The 16,237-nt window shown below is 59.0% G+C and carries 17 protein-coding genes; 6 read left to right on the top strand and 11 right to left on the bottom strand.

Annotation, left to right across the window (positions count from 1 at the left end):
* Positions 1–765 precede the first annotated feature (765 nt).
* On the top strand, positions 766–2,514 hold the full coding sequence (locus RTX98_RS08585) for a retron Ec67 family RNA-directed DNA polymerase/endonuclease (RefSeq protein WP_312795971.1): 1,749 nt from the start codon (positions 766–768) through the stop codon (positions 2,512–2,514).
* A 37-nt stretch (positions 2,515–2,551) separates the two neighbouring features.
* On the opposite strand, the gene RTX98_RS08580 is transcribed toward RTX98_RS08585, so the two are convergent.
* The 9 genes from RTX98_RS08580 to RTX98_RS08540 form a co-directional block, all read right to left on the bottom strand.
* Positions 2,552–2,782 (bottom strand): hypothetical protein, encoded by a 231-nt coding sequence (locus RTX98_RS08580; RefSeq protein ID WP_312795970.1) that lies wholly within the window; start codon positions 2,780–2,782, stop codon positions 2,552–2,554.
* Positions 2,783–2,798: 16 nt separating this feature from the next.
* Entirely contained in the window at positions 2,799–3,377 is a 579-nt protein-coding gene (locus RTX98_RS08575) for a hypothetical protein (protein WP_312795969.1), read from the bottom strand.
* 356 nt (positions 3,378–3,733) lie between these two features.
* Positions 3,734–4,300 carry a metallophosphoesterase gene (locus RTX98_RS08570; protein ID WP_312795968.1) on the bottom strand — a complete coding sequence of 189 codons (567 nt, stop codon included), beginning with the start codon at positions 4,298–4,300 and terminating at the stop codon, positions 3,734–3,736.
* A gap of 2 nt (positions 4,301–4,302) precedes the next feature.
* A complete protein-coding gene (locus RTX98_RS08565; RefSeq protein ID WP_312795967.1) occupies positions 4,303–5,154 on the bottom strand; it encodes a hypothetical protein in 852 nt (283 codons plus the stop codon).
* Positions 5,135–5,263, bottom strand: coding sequence for a hypothetical protein (locus RTX98_RS08560; RefSeq protein ID WP_312795966.1), 129 nt, complete (start codon positions 5,261–5,263; stop codon positions 5,135–5,137). Before RTX98_RS08560 ends, RTX98_RS08565 begins: the two co-directional genes overlap by 20 nt.
* Positions 5,264–5,695: 432 nt before the next feature.
* Complete coding sequence (locus RTX98_RS08555) at positions 5,696–6,040, bottom strand: DUF6634 family protein (RefSeq protein ID WP_312795965.1); 345 nt, start codon at positions 6,038–6,040, stop codon at positions 5,696–5,698.
* 915 nt (positions 6,041–6,955) lie between these two features.
* Positions 6,956–7,978, bottom strand: coding sequence for a bile acid:sodium symporter family protein (locus RTX98_RS08550; RefSeq protein ID WP_312795964.1), 1,023 nt, complete (start codon positions 7,976–7,978; stop codon positions 6,956–6,958).
* A gap of 156 nt (positions 7,979–8,134) precedes the next feature.
* A complete protein-coding gene (locus tag RTX98_RS08545; protein WP_312795963.1) occupies positions 8,135–8,458 on the bottom strand; it encodes an RcnB family protein in 324 nt (107 codons plus the stop codon).
* A gap of 149 nt (positions 8,459–8,607) precedes the next feature.
* Positions 8,608–8,868, bottom strand: a complete 261-nt coding sequence (locus RTX98_RS08540; protein ID WP_312795962.1) for a hypothetical protein — start codon at positions 8,866–8,868, stop codon at positions 8,608–8,610.
* A 284-nt stretch (positions 8,869–9,152) separates the two neighbouring features.
* Between RTX98_RS08540 and RTX98_RS08535 the strand changes: the two genes are divergently transcribed.
* A complete protein-coding gene (locus tag RTX98_RS08535) occupies positions 9,153–9,839 on the top strand; it encodes a gamma-glutamylcyclotransferase (protein WP_312795961.1) in 687 nt (228 codons plus the stop codon).
* Positions 9,840–9,845: 6 nt separating this feature from the next.
* Here RTX98_RS08535 and RTX98_RS08530 read toward each other — a convergent pair whose 3' ends face one another.
* Positions 9,846–11,330 (bottom strand): sensor histidine kinase, encoded by a 1,485-nt coding sequence (locus tag RTX98_RS08530; protein ID WP_312795959.1) that lies wholly within the window; start codon positions 11,328–11,330, stop codon positions 9,846–9,848.
* Between the two features lie 166 nt (positions 11,331–11,496).
* Positions 11,497–11,862, bottom strand: a complete 366-nt coding sequence (locus RTX98_RS08525; RefSeq protein ID WP_312795958.1) for a hypothetical protein — start codon at positions 11,860–11,862, stop codon at positions 11,497–11,499.
* A 168-nt stretch (positions 11,863–12,030) separates the two neighbouring features.
* On the opposite strand from RTX98_RS08525, the gene RTX98_RS08520 reads away from it, so the two are divergent.
* From RTX98_RS08520 to RTX98_RS08505, 4 genes are all read left to right on the top strand, one after another.
* The gene (locus RTX98_RS08520) at positions 12,031–12,342 is read left to right on the top strand and encodes a hypothetical protein (protein WP_312795957.1); all 312 of its coding nucleotides are present in this window, start codon (positions 12,031–12,033) and stop codon (positions 12,340–12,342) included.
* 261 nt (positions 12,343–12,603) lie between these two features.
* Positions 12,604–13,626, top strand: a complete 1,023-nt coding sequence (locus tag RTX98_RS08515; RefSeq protein ID WP_312795956.1) for a PstS family phosphate ABC transporter substrate-binding protein — start codon at positions 12,604–12,606, stop codon at positions 13,624–13,626.
* 140 nt (positions 13,627–13,766) lie between these two features.
* Positions 13,767–15,143 (top strand): phosphate ABC transporter permease subunit PstC, encoded by a 1,377-nt coding sequence (pstC, locus tag RTX98_RS08510; RefSeq protein ID WP_312795955.1) that lies wholly within the window; start codon positions 13,767–13,769, stop codon positions 15,141–15,143.
* Positions 15,144–15,147: 4 nt separating this feature from the next.
* Positions 15,148–16,237, top strand: a 1,090-nt coding sequence (locus tag RTX98_RS08505; protein WP_312795954.1) for a PstA family ABC transporter permease, incomplete at its 3' end; no start/stop codon positions are given.

The raw sequence follows: 16,237 nt of genomic DNA, 5'->3' as shown, positions 1-16,237 counted from the left end.
GGGGCAAAGCTGAGAAAACGGCCATTCAGATAACTGTCGAATTTCGGCCGCAACGCCCCATCACGGACGTCCGGGCTAGTTTTTCCCTTGCTCGGAAGCAGACGTACGATGATCGCGGAAGCCTAACCCTCACCACTCTGTGCTTTAGGAGACGGAGATGATCGGACATATTGGCCCCGAAGTCATCGTTAGATCGAAAGCTCGTTCTATGGCGGGTCGTCGACGAGCTGGAGCAGGCATTGGGAGATTGGAACGGGCGGAACGACGACCTTTCTTTCCTGTCAGCATCGATCGGGTGGCAACGCTCGTGCTGCCGAGCGACCGTTCGTAGGCGCACGCCTACACTCGGTCACTATGATGCGGTCTGTACTGGCTTTGCCGGTCAGCACGTTCGTGCAAGCCGTCGCAGATCTAGTCATCACCCGAGTTGCCGATGGCCATACCGTTGCCCACCACGCTATTGACCCTGTTCGGGCCGAAGCATATTGGCGGGCGAGTAAATGGGCTCGGAATGCTCGGCTTGAAAAAGGAGGTCGTCTATGCTCGAAAGCCGACAGCAAGTAGAAGTCGCTTCCTGATGTTGACCTAGGCTAAGCGAATCGTATCTTAGTACTGTTCGGCTTGCGGATAGATTTTGGTGTCGTGGTTCGCGACACTTGAAACCAATGCTGCCGGGAAAGCCCGGGAGATTTCTACCTTCCTCTGCGAATTGGATCAAATGGTCCATACGCTCACCTGCATACGAGTATCCGCAAGCCGATTCCCTTGAGCAAGCTGACCCCCGAACTCTGGCAACTGAAAACCGCCTCGGGTTTGTCCGATGTAGCTGCGGTGCTCAAAGTGAAGCCATCCGTCCTCGCATACGCTCTTTACAAGCTTCCGGACGCTGCGAAATACCGTGTCTTTAAGGTGCCGAAGAAGGGTGGTGGGTTTCGCAGGATAACCGCGCCTGAGCCTCGTCTGGCTTACATCCAGAAGCAGCTGGCAGACACTCTTTTGGCCATAGAGAGGGACTTAGAGGGAGCGCGCACCCGAGAGGAGTGTATAGTTGCCCACGGCTTCAAGAAGCAGCTTTCCATTGTTACCAATGCCGCAGTCCACCGGAACCGCCGGTTCGTCTTTAACGCCGACTTAAAAGATTTCTTCCCGTCCATCAACTTTGGCCGCGTTTACGGCTTCTTCTGCAAGAACCGCGACTTTGCGCTACGGCCTGAGGTGGCAACTGTTCTGGCGCAAATTGCATGCCATCGAAATGAGCTACCCCAGGGAAGCCCTTGTTCGCCGGTAATATCGAACTTCATTGCCAGCATCCTCGACCGGCACCTTACCAAGCTTGCGGATAAAGAGCGCTGCACTTACACCCGTTACGCAGACGATCTGACGTTCTCGACAAACGAGCAGGAATTTCCAGCGAGGATAGCGAGGCTTGTTCGCGGAAGCACGGACAAGTGGGTTGCAGGCGACGAACTGGCAGGTCGCATCGCCCGGTCCGGGTTCAAGGTGAATGAGCTGAAGACGCGGCTACAATATTCAAATTCTCGCCAGAATGTAACAGGCCTCGTTGTCAATAATAAACTCAACGTGCCGTCAGAGTACTACAAGCTTGTGCGCTCTATGTGTCTTCACCTGTTCAAGGATGGGAGCGCGTTCATCAAGGAAGAAGGGGTACAGGTGCCCATTTCAGACGAGCGGGTTCGGGGCAAACTTGCTCACCTATTTCATATCCGAGGTCTTGAAATCGGACACAAGCGGCTGCAACGTAGGGAGCAGCCGAATTACTACAAACTGTACTCGCGATTTCTTGACTACAGGTCATTCTATGGACTGTCTCAGCCGACTATTATCTGCGAGGGTAAAACCGACAACATCTACATCAAGACTGCTTTGCAAATGAAGGCAGCTAGCTTCCCGGGCCTGATCGAGGATGTCGATGGGAAGCTAAAGTTAAGGGTCCGCTTCTTCAAGTACGGCAAGGCTTCTGCCGTACTTCAAAACCTGGGGGGCGGGGCAACTCAGCTGAAGACGCTGATGCTTGAATACCAGAGCCGCATGGCCGGCTTCCAGAACGGAGCGCTGCACCCTGTCATGATGGTCTTGGATGTTGACAAGGGGACCACCCAGATCTGGACGGAACTCAGCAAAATCCTTGGCACGAAGGTGGCTGGCGAAGACCCTTACTACCACGTCTTCGACAACCTCTACATCGTTCCGGTTCCAAAAAAACCAGGCGTGGAGACCGCGATTGAAGACCTCTTTGATGCTGCGACTCTAGGTTACGTTCATGATGGAAAGACGTTCGATAAGGATTCAGACAAGGACAAGCCAGGCACCTACTCCAAGAACACGTTCGCCACTAAGGTCGTCAGAGATAACAGGTCAACCATTGATTTCTCGGGCTTCGAGCCGCTGTTGAAGGCTTTCGAGGATGTTCAGGCCCACTATGCTTCGCGAGTATCCGCTTACCCTGGCCTGTCGCCGGCCGTTCCAGTCGCGTCGCCTGTGCTTGTTCCTTAGTCGAGATCAATACGCCAGAACACTCCCAAAGTTTCGCTTAGAAAAGGGTCTGCAGCCAATCGCCCAAGCGGGATAGAGGCGCGCGTATGCCTCCACGGTTCGACCAGTACGTTGCAGCGGCCTGGACAAAGCCGGTGAACAGGATCGCCGCGGTAAGCAGGACAATCCGCCGCTGCTGCTTCGATCCTTCCGAGAACCTTCTCTCTTCAAGATCATACTGATGTAAAGTGGCGAGAGCCTGCGGTGCCAGCTTGTAGTCGCCGTCCACTTTCTCCAAGTCCTTGTTATGGCAGCACCATGTCGTAGTGGGACATGGTTTCGATGGCCTGCGGGTGCAGCATCGACCTCATGAAGTTGGACTCGTTCATCAGCCGGAAGCTGCTCGTTTTGTAAGCCTTCTTCTTCTCGGTCTGCTGGATGATGTGGCGCAATAGTTCGTAGCGCTCTTTGCGGCTCAACGGCCGGAGATTGTAAAGCGCCTGTGTCAGGTCTTCCTTGCTGCGCGCGTAGATCGGGTAACCTGTCAGCCATTTCAGGATGAAGATGCCTGGCGTCTCGCTGGTGATGCGGTACTTCCGGTAGTAGTGCGCGATCCAGAGCCGGTATTTCGGGAATTCAGCCGTAAGAAGCTCCCGTTCCTCCAGCCGCTCCCGCGCCTCGTTGAACGGCAGAACCCATGCCCCGCCTGGCGTCATTCGTAGCACCAGAAAGCCAGCATCACTGCCGTGCTCGAAAAGCCTAACCTCGTAGAAGTTGTGCCGGTTGGCCTCTTCCCCGCTCAGGGTGAAGCGGGAGGGAGCCGGCCGGCGCATCGCTAGCCGGATGGCTGTCCCATAGAGGAAGGTTTGGAGGCAAGTTGCCAATGAACTTCCATTCAAATCAGACCAAGGTGCTTCGCAACCTGCAGGTACTTGGAAAAGTCGAAAGGCGGACACTTCGCGATGGTGCGGCAGGGATGTGATGACGGCTCGAAGTCATTCGAACCGAATACGCGTGCAGCAGCCGCGACATCGGCATCACTTTCGAAGATGAGATGACTGCCGGTCAACCAGCTTTGTATCAAACACTGAGTTCTCGTCGCCGTATCCTCTCGGGTTCGAGACGATGCGTGTGTCGCCGGCCTTGTAGTCGCAACTGTCGTGCATTTGACCGTGTATCCAGAGCGATGGTGAGCATTGTTTGATGAAACCGGATAAATCCGAAGCATAGGCGGCACTTGTCAGGTCGCCCTTGAAGCGCTCCAGAACTGAGCAGGGATGCGGCAAGTGACGCGTGACGACCACTGTCGGAACAGGATTCGTGCCGAGTTCACGTGAAATGTTTGCCTCGAATCCTGATAGAGCCTGTAGGCATGAACAGGAAGGTATCGCTGCCAGGTTCTCTTCTGCCAAGCGATCTTTCGGTAGTCATTCATCCTTGCACGCGCATGGTCCATGGCTGGTTCATGCGGTCCTTCGATACGGAAGTCCGTCCATAAGGTGGTGCCGGTGAACCTTGTGCCACCAATAGTCACCTCATCGTTTTCGAGAAAATGGACGCCTGGGGAATCCTTGGCTGCCGCACGCACGGCCTCCAGGCCTTCCTTGATGGAGCCCCTGTAGAACTCGTGGTTTCCGGCGACATAGACGCAAGGCATGGACGGCGCGATGTGCTCGGCCAGCCAGCGCACGCCGTGGTCGATGCCGCGGCAGAGGTCCCCTGCGACGATGCAAACATCTGCATCGGGGGGCTCAAGGGGTGACCTTAGGGGCGCATACTCAAGGTGCAGGTTGGAAAGGATCCACAACTTCATTCCTTAGTAAAATGCTTTGTGTCCGCGAGCACGCGATCCAGTCCCGGACCTTCAAGCGTGCCGTGGAGAAGCAAGGACTCGGCAAGGTGCTCAATCGCCCTGCGCTGCTTGGCGACCATCTTTCGCGCTGCCTTGTAAGCGGCCTCGAGACGGGCGTGAACGCTCTCTGCTAGATCGAGGTCGATAGCCAGCAAGTGCTGCGGATTGGGTGTGGCCCTGTAAAGCAGCGGCCATTTCTGCCCGAATCCCATGGTGGCTTCCATGTCGAACGCGATCTGCGTCGCGACAGCTTGGTCGCTTGTCTGTCCGTCGCCGCCGCCGCTTGCCCCTACCGTGCCGATGATCTCCTGCTCTCCGGCACGCCCGGCAAGCGTTGCGACCAATACGGCCGTAAAGAACTCCTCGGTCTGTTCTTGCAAGACGCCATCTTCCCAGGCGACGTATGCTCCTTCGGGAGCCTCGATCGTGATCTTCGTGATGTTGCCGAGTCCCAGGTAAAGCCTGATCACCGCGTGGCTGGCCTCATGGATCGCCATCCGGAAGATGAGATGCTTACTCGGCCTCAATCTGGTGCGCCCCGGCTTATCGTTGTCAACAATGCGGCCTGGAACGCTGTTATCACTAGATGCCAACTCAGCAGCCTGGGTGAGCTTGCAGTGAAGGAAACCTTGAAGGGCGTTCCCGTTGGTATTGCAGAGGTAGGCTGCAGATGATGGCATGGGCGCTTCCGTTCTCAGGTTGAATGCTTGCTCGGGTATTTTGGCGGCTACGATCCGATTGATGGCAGCGTCCTCAATCAAAGCGGCGCAGGCGGGTTGATCGACCGCATCAGTGCTCGGATCGCTCACCTTCGCGGAACTCGATGAGCTGTTCGATGATGCGCTGCAGCCGGCGGATGGAGCCCCCGCCCCAAGCTGAAGCGACCGCTTCCAGTTCGAATGCTTCAATTGGCGTCACCCAGCGGATCGTGACCGAGGTCGGCGTAGAGCCGTTCCATTATGGGGACTGCAAGAGCGGGAAGATGTTGCAGTCCAGGCTCCGGAAAGCGGAGGACCCTGCACCTGTCCCGCAGAACGCCAAGTGTCGGCGCTATCTCGTTCGCCGTCATAAGCCACGAAACGTGCGATAGATCGCAGTCCGCTGGATGTAGGGATCGTGACATCGGGCAGGCAAGCGATTGAGGGTGCAAGGTCCGGCGCAAGGTGCTTCCTGAGCCGACGCCCCAGACGATCGGCGAATTCGCCGATATCCTCGGAAAGGCTTTCCCGAAAAAACACCATTCCCCGCAGTAGCTCCCCCTTGGTTGGCAGCCGTTGGCTGGCGGCCGCCAGCTTTTTGCGGCGCTCGAACTTCTGATTGCTTGCGGAAAACTCTTCGGTCATTCCGCGCTCACGAGTGGCTGCGGTTGTGACCAACGGGTCGGCCGAGCTGATACCAGCGAGAGAACGTGCGGGCCCAGGTCTGGTCTTCAGACAGAAGCCAAAGGTCTGAGGTGGTGATGGGCCTGGTGTCTCCGAGCAGCGTCGGGTGACCTGACGACAACCCAGCCAAGCAAGGGGTTCCCCTTTGCGTAAGGATCCATCTGTCAAGAACTGGAACCGTCTCTTCACAGAGGTGGCTCGGATGAACACCTCGCTGAACCGCTTTTATGTCCGCAACCAGCATCGACAGCTTAGCTAGCTCATAGCTGAAGCGTTCATTGTGTTCTTGGCTGAGCAGCTTGAACGTCACCATGGCGAGTCTCCGCAGGAGTAAGGAGCGAGGTCAAATTGAATCCTTGATCGGATCTGCCACAGCCATACGGCGCCTGCAGTGCGGGCGTCTAGACGCCCCATGCACTTTCTTGATCGGCTAAGCCGGCTGATGTTGGCAATGACACTGGCAACCATCAAGTCGCGCGGGTAAGAGCAGCCCCATGAAAGCTCCCTACCAACTGCTACGAGCGGCTCGCGCAGCACTTGGCATCGAACATGTTGCCCTGGCCGAGAAGGCTGGGGTCAGCAAGCGGACACTGGTGCGGATCGAAACGCTTCAGATTGTGTCAGAGGAAACCCGGGAGCGAGTACAGGCCGCTTTGGAAGCGGAGGGTATTCAATTCTTTTCCGGTGCAGACAGCCTAAACCCGGGCATAAGCCTTAGCCAGGACATACTGGACCAACCCACAATTCGGAGACGTAAGCCCAGTAAGACCGTGAATAGTAATGGTTAGACAGGAGCCAGAAAATTACAGCTCGTCTGAGACTGACACGGCTGCTCAAACACGGTTTAACAATGGTGATTTCGTGAATGCTGCTGCAAGCCTTGAAGGGCCGCGTTGGTGTTCCGCCGCGACTAATTCTCCAGGCTGGCGGCCTCCCCGTCCTCTTAGCAGGCTTCTGTAACTAAACGCTGATGAAGCGACACATGTCTGGATGTTCTTGAATACCTCCCTAGTCGATCCGCATGCGGGGACGGCTACAGCGCTGTTGAGGGCGCGCCGCCCCCGCACGCTAGCCGCTTGTGCCGAGGATCACCGGCATTCCCACCAAAAAAAACTTGGTAACTGTTGGTAGGGACCAAGTGGGTGGTAAAAGGACGGCGCCCTCTCACGGCGCAAACAGGGGTTCGATTCCCCTTGGGCGTACCACCTCTTCTCCCTATTCAATCCGATCAAGCCTTGGTTTCCAAGGCTTGCGCCACCGTGTTCACGGCGTTTGCTTCGGCGTCCGCTTGGGCTGCATAGCGCTGTGCCAGAAGGGCGCAGACGAAGAGCTGGATCTGGTGGAAGATCATCAGCGGCAGCACGACCAGGGATACGGACTGTCCGGCAAACAGGATGCCGGCCATGGGCACGCCGGTGGCCAGGCTTTTCTTCGAGCCGCAGAACAGGATGGTGATCTGGTCTTCGCGGCTGAAGCCGAGCAGTTTCCCCAGCAGGGCCGTGATCGCCAGGATCAAAGCGAGCAGAAAGCAGGCGGTGGCCAGGATCCAGATGAGGTCGGTGCCGTCCACATGCGACCACACGCCCACCACCATACCTTCGCTGAAGGCAGCATAAACCACCAGCAGGATCGCGCCGCGATCGGTGAACTGCGTCATGCGGGCATGGCGCTGCAGGAACTTGCCGATGAGCGGGCGGCACAGTTGGCCGATTGCGAAGGGTAGTAGGATCTGGAGGGCAATGTCGCCGACCGAACTCAAATCGAAGCTTTCGCCACCCTGGCTGCCGATGATCAGGCCGACCAGAAGCGGTGTCACGAAGACGCCGGCGAGGTTGGACAGGCTGGCGCTGGTGATGGCGGCTGCGACATTGCCTCTGGCGATCGAGGTGAAGGCGATGGAGGACTGCACGGTCGACGGCAGCAGGCACAAAAACAGGATGCCGAGCACCAGATCATCCGGCAGATGGCCGCGCAAGACATGCGAGGCGATCAGCCCGAGAACGGGAAAAATGCCGTAGGTGCAGATGAAGACGAGCGATTGCAGCCGCCAATGCAGCAAGCCGGACGCAACGGCTGAAGGCGACAGCTTGGCGCCATACAGAAAGAACAGCAGCGCAATCGCCGCAGTCACGACCCAGTCGAGCAAATCGGCTGCATCGCCGCGCGCGGGCAGCAGGGCTGCCAGGAGCATCGCTCCCAGAAGCATGATCAAGAACGGGTCGAGAAGGATCTTGCGGAGGAGCATTTGCATGAGAGGCGGGCTTTCGAGGAATCGAACGGCCCACACTATGGCATCATTCCCAGCCCATTGCAGGGGCAGACGGGGAAGGATGGATCGTCCAGCTGCGCCCAGTCATCGCAGAGTTGCACCGGCCGCGATGGAGCGGCCGGTGTAAGAGTTGGTCGATTACCGTGCAGCAGCGATGCCGGCCACGACACCCGTCGCCAGGGTGATCAGCAGGTAGTCATTGTCGACCTTGACCCAATGCTGGCCGCGACCCGGAGCGCGCAGACCGTGGCGTTTATAGTCGCGGATGGCCGCGCGCTTGCGCCAATCGGATACACGCTCGCCGCGCTTCCAGCTGTGGCGCTTGGCCTCCTGATGCTTCTTCTGGCTGTAATGGTGACCCTGGCGTGTATCCTGGTGACGGCTCTGCGCCTGAGCGACGGGAACAGCGAGCATGGCAACGGCCGCGGTAGACAGAACGAGACGCTTGAAAATCTTTGACATGAGAAACTCCTTGAACTCAACGCATGCTTTTTGAGCCCGTGCTGATGAACGAGGTGTGAATGACTGCATTACAAATCTGTAACGGAATCAGAGGCTTGACTTGCCTCTTCCTGCTTCTAGGAAGCGCCATCCTTCGCTTAAGAAAAAGCTTAGCTGGCTTTCAGGATGGTCTGCTCTAAGGCTGCCTGGCTGGGCTTGAACGGGCCGTCGAAAGCCAGGGGGCAGCGATGGCGCACCGCGCTGATGGCGATCAGCTGAACCAGTTCTTCATCCGTGTGTTCGCAGTCCGACACGGTTTCGCGCAGATGTGCAACGGCGGCCTTGGTGGAAAGCGGGCGTGACGAGGTACGGCGCAGCAGGATGTAGGCTTCGGTAACCGACCAGGCCGACTGCTCATTTGTGGACGACATGAATGCGGAGCTCCCCTCGAACGCCGCTCATTTAGGAAGCCAACCTTCTTTTTCGTAGGGCAGACGATGCGCAAAAAGGGAGGTCTGCTGACACCAAGAGGGGGTAGCCTGGCGGATAACCGTCCAAAGTCCACACGCAAGGCGCCTCTGCCCCTTTTCGCGCGCTTGAAGCGGCTGCATCTCATCCATGACAGCCATAACAGGGGGGAATGACCCGGTTGACGCTGCGTCGCTGATGACAGGCTGGGGCTCAGCGCCTAGCTTGTTTCACCATGACCCGCCACATGACGCTGACCCCCGAGCTTGTTGCCTTGAGCGTTCGTCCCGAGCCGGAGCTTGCTCCCGAGCCCGGCATGACGCTCTTGTCCGATGATGAGCTCGATGCGATGGCTCGTCGCTACGATGCGGAATGCGGCGATGATCCGTTGTGGGTCTTTGCTTACGGCTCGCTGATCTGGAAGCCGGACTTCGATGCCACCGGCCACATGCGGGCGAGCGCCTATGGCTGGCATCGCTCCTTTTGTTTGATCATGCGGGGATGGCGCGGCACGCCGGAACAGCCGGGCTTGATGATGGCGCTGGAGCGCGGCGGGCGCTGCGATGGCGTGATCTATCGCATCGCCGAAGACGACCGCGTGAGCCAGATCCGGCGCATGTTGTGGCGGGAATTGCGCTACCACCAACACGCTCACATGATCCGCTGGATCACGGTAGACACAGACAAAGGCAAGATGCGCGTTCTGGCGTTTTGGGCAGGACCGACTGGGGAAAACACGGCACGCAAGCTGCCGCTGGCCGACGTCGCCGTGATCCTCGCCCGCGCCTGCGGCCATGCGGGGTCCTGTGCGGAATATCTCTACAACACCGTCGCCCACCTGGAAGCCTTCGGCATCCACGACCGCAATCTCTGGCGGTTGCAGGATCTGGTGGCGCAGGAACTGCGGCAGCTGCATCCCGCTGCTGCTGCTTGAACCAGGCTAGTCGCGCAGGGAAGACAGGTCGGCCGACAAGCGGAAGCGGAAGCCGTCGGGCGCGTAAACCGAGTCGCTGCTGCAACGGATCGCGCCGGCCAGACCGGCCTTGATGAGGCGGCTGCCGGAACCGGTGGTGGTCGGCTCCGAAACAAGCGGGCCGTCGCGCTCGATCCAGTCGAGAACGAAGTGCTCGACATCGTCGCGCATTTCCGCATTCCAGCTGAGATCGATATGGCCATCTTCCACCGAAAGCGCGCCGTGCTTGAAGGCGTTGGTGGCAAGCTCGTGCAGGATCAGCGACAAGGACAGGGCCTGCTTGGAGCCGAGTGCAATGGCCGGCCCTTGGATCGTAAACTGCTTGTTGCGTTTGTCGCTATGCAGATTGACGACCGCATCGGCGATCTGTGTGACGCCCGTGCGCCCGCCTACGCCAACCTGGATCATGTCATGCGCGCGTCCCAGAACCTGGATGCGGTCGCTGATGCTCTTGCGCGCGCCGGGCAGGTCCACGGCCGAGCGCATCGTCTGCGAAACGATCGCCTGAACCATGGCCAGCTGGTTTTTCATGCGATGCGCCAGTTCCTGGTTCAGAACCTCCTGCTGGCGTTCGGACTGCACCCGATCGGTGACATCGAGAGCCTGGACGAAGATGCCGTCCACTTTTCCAGCTGGATCCCAGAGTGCTTGGTAAACGAAATCAACAACGCGCTCTTCCGGCTTTCCGTCCAACAAACGCTTCAAGGTGATCGGCATGTTGGTGCCGACATAGGTTTCGCCGGTGCGATACACCGCATCGAGCAGATCGATGAAGCCTTGTTCGGCGATCTCAGGGAGTGCTTGGCGCACGGAACGGCCAACCAGATCCTTGCGCCCGACCAGATGCTCATAAGACGCGTTGGCCATTTCGAACACGTGCTCGGGGCTGCGAAGAACGGCGACACTGCCCGGTGCCTGTTCAAAGACCTGCCGCAACAAGTCGCTTTCACGATGATGCTGGCGCCGCGCAATCACTGCCCCCGTTGTTTCTGCACAAGCGCAGAACATGCCGAGCACCGTACCGTCATCGCCACGCACCGGCGTATAGGAAAAGGCGAAATGCGTTTCTTCGGGATAGCCGTTACGGTGCATGGTGAACTGGATGTCGTCCATCTGCGTGCCGATACCTTGGTAAGCCCGCGCGAGGATCGGTTCGACGTCTTCCCAGATATCGAACCACAAGTCGCGAAGGGGCTGGCCGAGCGCGTCGGGATGGCGGTTGCCGCACATCGCAGCATAGCCGTCATTATAAAGTGTGGTCTGTTCTGGTCCCCACACGATCAGCATGGGTTGAACCGAGCCCAGCGCCAGACCGACTGTCGTGCGCAATTGCGACGACCAGCTGGCTGGAACACCGAGAGGGGATCGGGTCCAGTCAAAGCCGCGCATCAACGCGCCGCATTCGCCGCCATTTTGCAGAATGGGGTCGTCCACCCAGTCAGTCGTCGTCATCGGTGGGCGTTCATCCAGCTCCGAAGGAACTTACGTCTTAGCGTCATCCAGCGGCGGGGTCACCATCATCTGTAAGTGTCGAACCGGTCTGCCCGACAATCTCCTGACATAAAAAGCGCCCGGCTGATGAAGCCGGACGCTTTTTCACTACCCGTGATCGAGGCGATCAGACTTCGCCGAAGCGCGAGCCTTCCCGCGAGTTGTCGCGGGCGATCGAACGCTCTTCATCGTCGTCTGGCAGGGCTTCATCGGACTCCTGATAAGGATTGTCGTCATCCTGGCCGGTTACGTCCTCGGCCTCATCGTCTTCGATTTCGTCAAGCGAGACGAGGTCTTCGTCGTCGTCGAACAGATCGGCTTCGGCGAGCTCCGCATCTTCCGTGTCGATCTCGTCGTCACCCAGAAGATCGTCGTCCGCAAGTACGGCACCATCTTCGGTCCCTGCGGTGTCGGCACCGGGGAGACGATTCTCGTCGCCAGGCAAGCGATCTTCGTTCAACGCATCGTTTCGGCGATTATCTTGGTCGGCCATGGTGGTCTCCTTCCCGAGACATGTTGATCGAACCTAGAACCATTCTGGTGACGGTTTGTTGCGGCAGCGCGACGGCATTTCTGTTTGTGTCCTGCCACTTCGGTTGGGGAACAAAGCTTTGGCCTATCCGTTTCCAGAACTTCCATTCATTGATTTGAGGACCGATCCATGCCGTCTTTCTCGAAATTCCGCGACGATCTTGGAGGCGACGTGAGCGATCAGCTTGCTTCGCTGCAGAAGGAAGTGGCAGTGCTGCGCAAGCAGGTGAAGAAGCAGTCGTCGCAGGTTTATGACGATGCGTCCGAAACCATCGCGGATCTGATCGACAGCTTCCTCACCAACACCAAGGGCGCGCGCAAGGAGCTGTATTCCAAGGCTCGTTTCGTGGAAGCCACGGCCAAGGACAACCCGGTCGCAACCGCCGTTGTCGGCTTCACCATTATCGGCCTGCTGATCGCGCTGTTTTCCTCGCGCCGCTGATCTCTGAGACTTGACCGATCCAAGCAGAAGCCGGCCTCGCGCCGGCTTTTTGCTGTTCGGCGATGAGTCCTAGACTCTGCTTGCTAAGAATTAGACGCCGCTGTTGTATCGGGCCGGCGGATGATCTTCACACATCATTAAGCCGATATAAAACTGTCATGTAACTGTTACACAGACCCCCTAAGCCTCCCCTCGCAGCCCGCGGGCAAGACGCCCCACGGTGCATCCGAATTTGACTTTATCCGGAACGGAGTAGGCTCCATGAACAAGCTTTTGCTTTCGACCGCCGTTGCGGCGATCCTCCTCGCAGGCCCAGCCTCGGCTCAGTCCCGCGACACCATCCAGATCGCCGGTTCCTCGACCGTGCTGCCTTTTGCTTCGATCGTTGCCGAAGAATTCGGCAACGCTTTCCCTGACTTCAAGGCACCTGTCGTCGGCTCCGGCGGCACCGGTGGCGGTCTGAAGCAGTTCTGTGAAGGTGTGGGCGAAAACACCATCGACATTGCCAACGCATCGCGTCCGATCAAGAAGGAAGAGATCGAGGCCTGCAAGTCCAAGGGCGTTGAGAAGATCCAGGAAGTCCAGTTCGGCTTCGACGGCATCGTGTTCGCCACCAGCAGCAACCAGGGCGATTTCAAGCTGCAGCCGGTCCACGTCTACAAGGCGATCGCCGCGCAGGTTCCGGTTGACGGCAAGATGGTCGCCAACCCCTACAAGAACTGGAAAGAGATCGACGCATCGCTTCCGGACCAGGAAATCAACGTCGCGATCCCGGGCTCCAACCACGGCACCCGCGAAGTTTTCCAGGAGAAGATGATCGCTGCTGGCTGTAAGGAAGCCAAGCTGCCGGAAATGGACAAGGAAGCCATGACCAAGGCTTGCGAGACCTTCCGTCAGGACGTGGTTGTCGAAATTTCCGGTGATTACACCGAGACGCTGGCTCGCTTGCAGGCCAATCCGTCCACCGTCGGCGTGTTCGGCCTTTCCTTCTACGAACAGAACCGCGACACGCTGAAGGTTGCCGACGTTTCCGGCGTCACGCCTTCGCTCGAGACCGTTGCTTCGGGCAAGTATCCGGTGTCGCGTCCGCTCTACTTCTACGTCAAGGGCGAGCACATCGGCACGATCCCGGGCATCAAGGAATATACCGAGTTCTTCCTGTCCGACGCCGTGACCGGCTCGGGCGGCACGCTGGAAGGCGCTGGCCTCATCCCGATGCCGGACGACAAGCGCGCCGAAGCCTTGAAGGCTTTCGAAGACGGCAAGACCGTCGCAGCGAAGTAAACTGATTGAGAAGGGCGGGGCGCATCAGCGCTCCGCCTTTTTCAGTGTCTTGCCACGCGCGCAGCTGCCAGCATTGTCTTTGCCTTAAAGCCTGGTCGCGCATAGCCGACTTGTTTTGACGTCTTTTCTGGAGTGGGTTCGTGAACAGCCTGGTCGTTGCCGCTCTGCTTCTCCTTCTCCTGGCCGCATCCTATAAGATCGGCCTTTCGCGTAGCCGCGCCGTTGCAGGCAGCAGCACGCTGAAGATGCATTCGCGCCCGAACTATCATGGTATGATGGTGGCGCTCTGGTGCCTGGTGCCAGCACTCGCCATTCTGCTTGTCTGGTTTTTTGTCGGCGACGACGTTGTTCGCACCTACACGCTGTCGCTTTTGCCGCCCGAGGTGGTGAACGGCGATCCCACGCAACTGCGCGATGCGCTTCGTCGCGTCGAGCAGATTTCCACCGGCTACGGCGTGGTTGGCGATGCCCAGCCCTACGAAAACGCCGCCGGGCAGTCCCTGCACGAATTTCGCCTGCTGACCTTCTGGGCCACTGTTGCGGTGGCGGCCGGCCTGGGCATCATCGGACTACTCGTCATGCGCGCCCGCATCGCGCCGCGGCTGCGCGCCCGCAACGAGTTCGAAGCGGTGGTGAAGGTGCTGCTGGCGATATGCTCGGGTATCGCGATCCTCACCACGGTCGGCATCATCGCCTCCCTTTTGCGCGAGGCGCTGCACTTCTTCTCCTTCATTTCGCCGATGGACTTCTTCTTCGGCACGGTATGGGCGCCGCGCTTTTCCGCGACGGCGGGCGGCGACTACGGCCAATACGGCCTGCTGCCGCTGCTGTGGGGCACGATCATGGTGTCCACCATCGCCATGCTGGTCGCCATTCCGCTCGGTCTGATGTCGGCGATCTACCTGGCCGAATATGCGCCGCGCAAAGTGCGCGCCTTTGCCAAGCCGATGATTGAGATCCTCGCCGGCATTCCCTCGATCATCTACGGCTTCTTCGCCCTGGTCACGCTCGGACCGGCCTTGTCGACGATCGGCGACATGATCGGCGTGCCGATCCGCGCCACATCAGCCCTGACGGCGGGCATCGCGATGGGCATCATGATCATCCCCTTCGTGTCTTCCTTGTCGGACGACATCATCAACCAGGTGCCGGGCGCCATGCGCGACGGGTCGCTCGGCATGGGCGCCACAAAGTCCGAAACCATCCGGCGCGTGGTTCTGCCCGCAGCACTGCCGGGCATCGTCGGCGCCTTTCTTCTGGCCGTGTCCAAGGCCTTCGGCGAAACCATGATCGTGGTTCTGGCCGCCGGCAACGCGCCGATCCTTCGCTTCAATCCGTTCGAGGCGACGTCCACCGTCACCGTGTCCATCGTCAACCAGCTGACCGGCGACACCAACTTCGCCAGCCCGCAGAGCCTCGTCGCCTTCGCGCTCGGCCTGACGCTGTTTGCCATGACGCTCTGCCTCAATGTCATCGCGCTCTATGTCGTGCGCAAATATCGGGAGCAGTACGAGTAAGATCATGACCGTTTCCGCTGTGTCCTCTCCCAAGTCATCGGCTGCCGCCAGCTCGCCCAACCGCAGCCGCATCCAGGCCAGCCTGAAGCGCCGGCGTGGTGCCGAAACCCGCTTTCGCTTCTACGGCATCGCCTCCGTCACAATCGCCATCGGCTTCGTGATCTTCCTGTTCGGCACGATCCTGCATGATGGCGTGCCGGCTTTCTGGCAGCCGGTGGTGAAGGTCGATGTGACCTTCGATCCGGCGGTCATCAAGGTCGAGCCCAAGCCAGTCCAGCAGCCCGACCAGTCGCCCGCCGCTTTCCAGCGTGCGAACCTGGATTGGCAGCGCAAGGTGTCGCTGTTGAACTGGAACCGCATCGTGGAAAACAGCGTCCGCGCTGAAGCCCCCGATGTTCAGATGACGCCGCGCGACATTCAGGCGATGATCTCGCAGAACGAGCGCTATCGTTTGCGCAACATGTTCGTCGAGAACCCGGATCTGCTCGGCAAGACCGTGCCCGTCGAGCTGCTTGCCTCGGCCAATGTGGATGTCTGGCTGAAGGGCGACATCGATCGCTCGATCGCCAGCGACCGACAGCAGCTTCCGGAAGCCGCGCGCACCTTGGCCGATCGCTTCTATGAAGACGGCCGCATCCGCATGGCGTTTGCATCCGTGCTGTTCACCAATACCGATTCCCGCAATGCCCCGGCCGAAGCCGGCCTGCTCGGCGCCTTTATCGGTTCGCTCTACATGATGATCATCGTCATCGTGCTGGCGGTTCCGGTTGGTGTGGCCAGCGCGATCTATCTCGAAGAGTTTGCACCGAAGAACAAGTTGACCGACCTGATCGAGGTCAACATCAACAACCTCGCTGCCGTGCCGTCCATCGTGTTCGGTTTGCTGGGTGCCGCGGTCTTCATCAATTACTTCCACCTGCCGTTGTCGGCGCCGCTGGCCGGCGGTCTCGTTCTCAGCCTGATGACGCTGCCCACCGTGATCATCGCGACGCGTGCGGCGCTGCGCGCCGTGCCGCCTTCGCTTCGCCAGGCAGCGCTCGGCCTCGGCGCGTCGCGGACGCAGACCGTGTTCCACCACGTTTTGCCCGTCACTT

It is taken from the genome of Tianweitania sp., from assembly GCF_032053605.1.
Classification (GTDB): domain Bacteria; phylum Pseudomonadota; class Alphaproteobacteria; order Rhizobiales; family Rhizobiaceae; genus Tianweitania.
Note: the sequence above shows the minus strand (reverse complement) of the source record. Positions and strands in the feature narration are given on the sequence as shown.

What these genes read in the sequence shown, in the direction of transcription:
- RTX98_RS08530 (WP_312795959.1), bottom strand. Translation starts at nt 11,330, where the DNA reads ATGACGACGACTGACTGGGTGGACGACCCCATTCTGCAAAATGGCGGC.
- RTX98_RS08515 (WP_312795956.1), top strand. Translation starts at nt 12,604, where the DNA reads ATGAACAAGCTTTTGCTTTCGACCGCCGTTGCGGCGATCCTCCTCGCA.
- RTX98_RS08545 (WP_312795963.1), bottom strand. Translation starts at nt 8,458, where the DNA reads ATGTCAAAGATTTTCAAGCGTCTCGTTCTGTCTACCGCGGCCGTTGCC.
- RTX98_RS08535 (WP_312795961.1), top strand. Translation starts at nt 9,153, where the DNA reads ATGACGCTGACCCCCGAGCTTGTTGCCTTGAGCGTTCGTCCCGAGCCG.
- RTX98_RS08555 (WP_312795965.1), bottom strand. Translation starts at nt 6,040, where the DNA reads ATGGTGACGTTCAAGCTGCTCAGCCAAGAACACAATGAACGCTTCAGC.
- RTX98_RS08550 (WP_312795964.1), bottom strand. Translation starts at nt 7,978, where the DNA reads ATGCAAATGCTCCTCCGCAAGATCCTTCTCGACCCGTTCTTGATCATG.
- RTX98_RS08520 (WP_312795957.1), top strand. Translation starts at nt 12,031, where the DNA reads ATGCCGTCTTTCTCGAAATTCCGCGACGATCTTGGAGGCGACGTGAGC.
- RTX98_RS08540 (WP_312795962.1), bottom strand. Translation starts at nt 8,868, where the DNA reads ATGTCGTCCACAAATGAGCAGTCGGCCTGGTCGGTTACCGAAGCCTAC.
- RTX98_RS08525 (WP_312795958.1), bottom strand. Translation starts at nt 11,862, where the DNA reads ATGGCCGACCAAGATAATCGCCGAAACGATGCGTTGAACGAAGATCGC.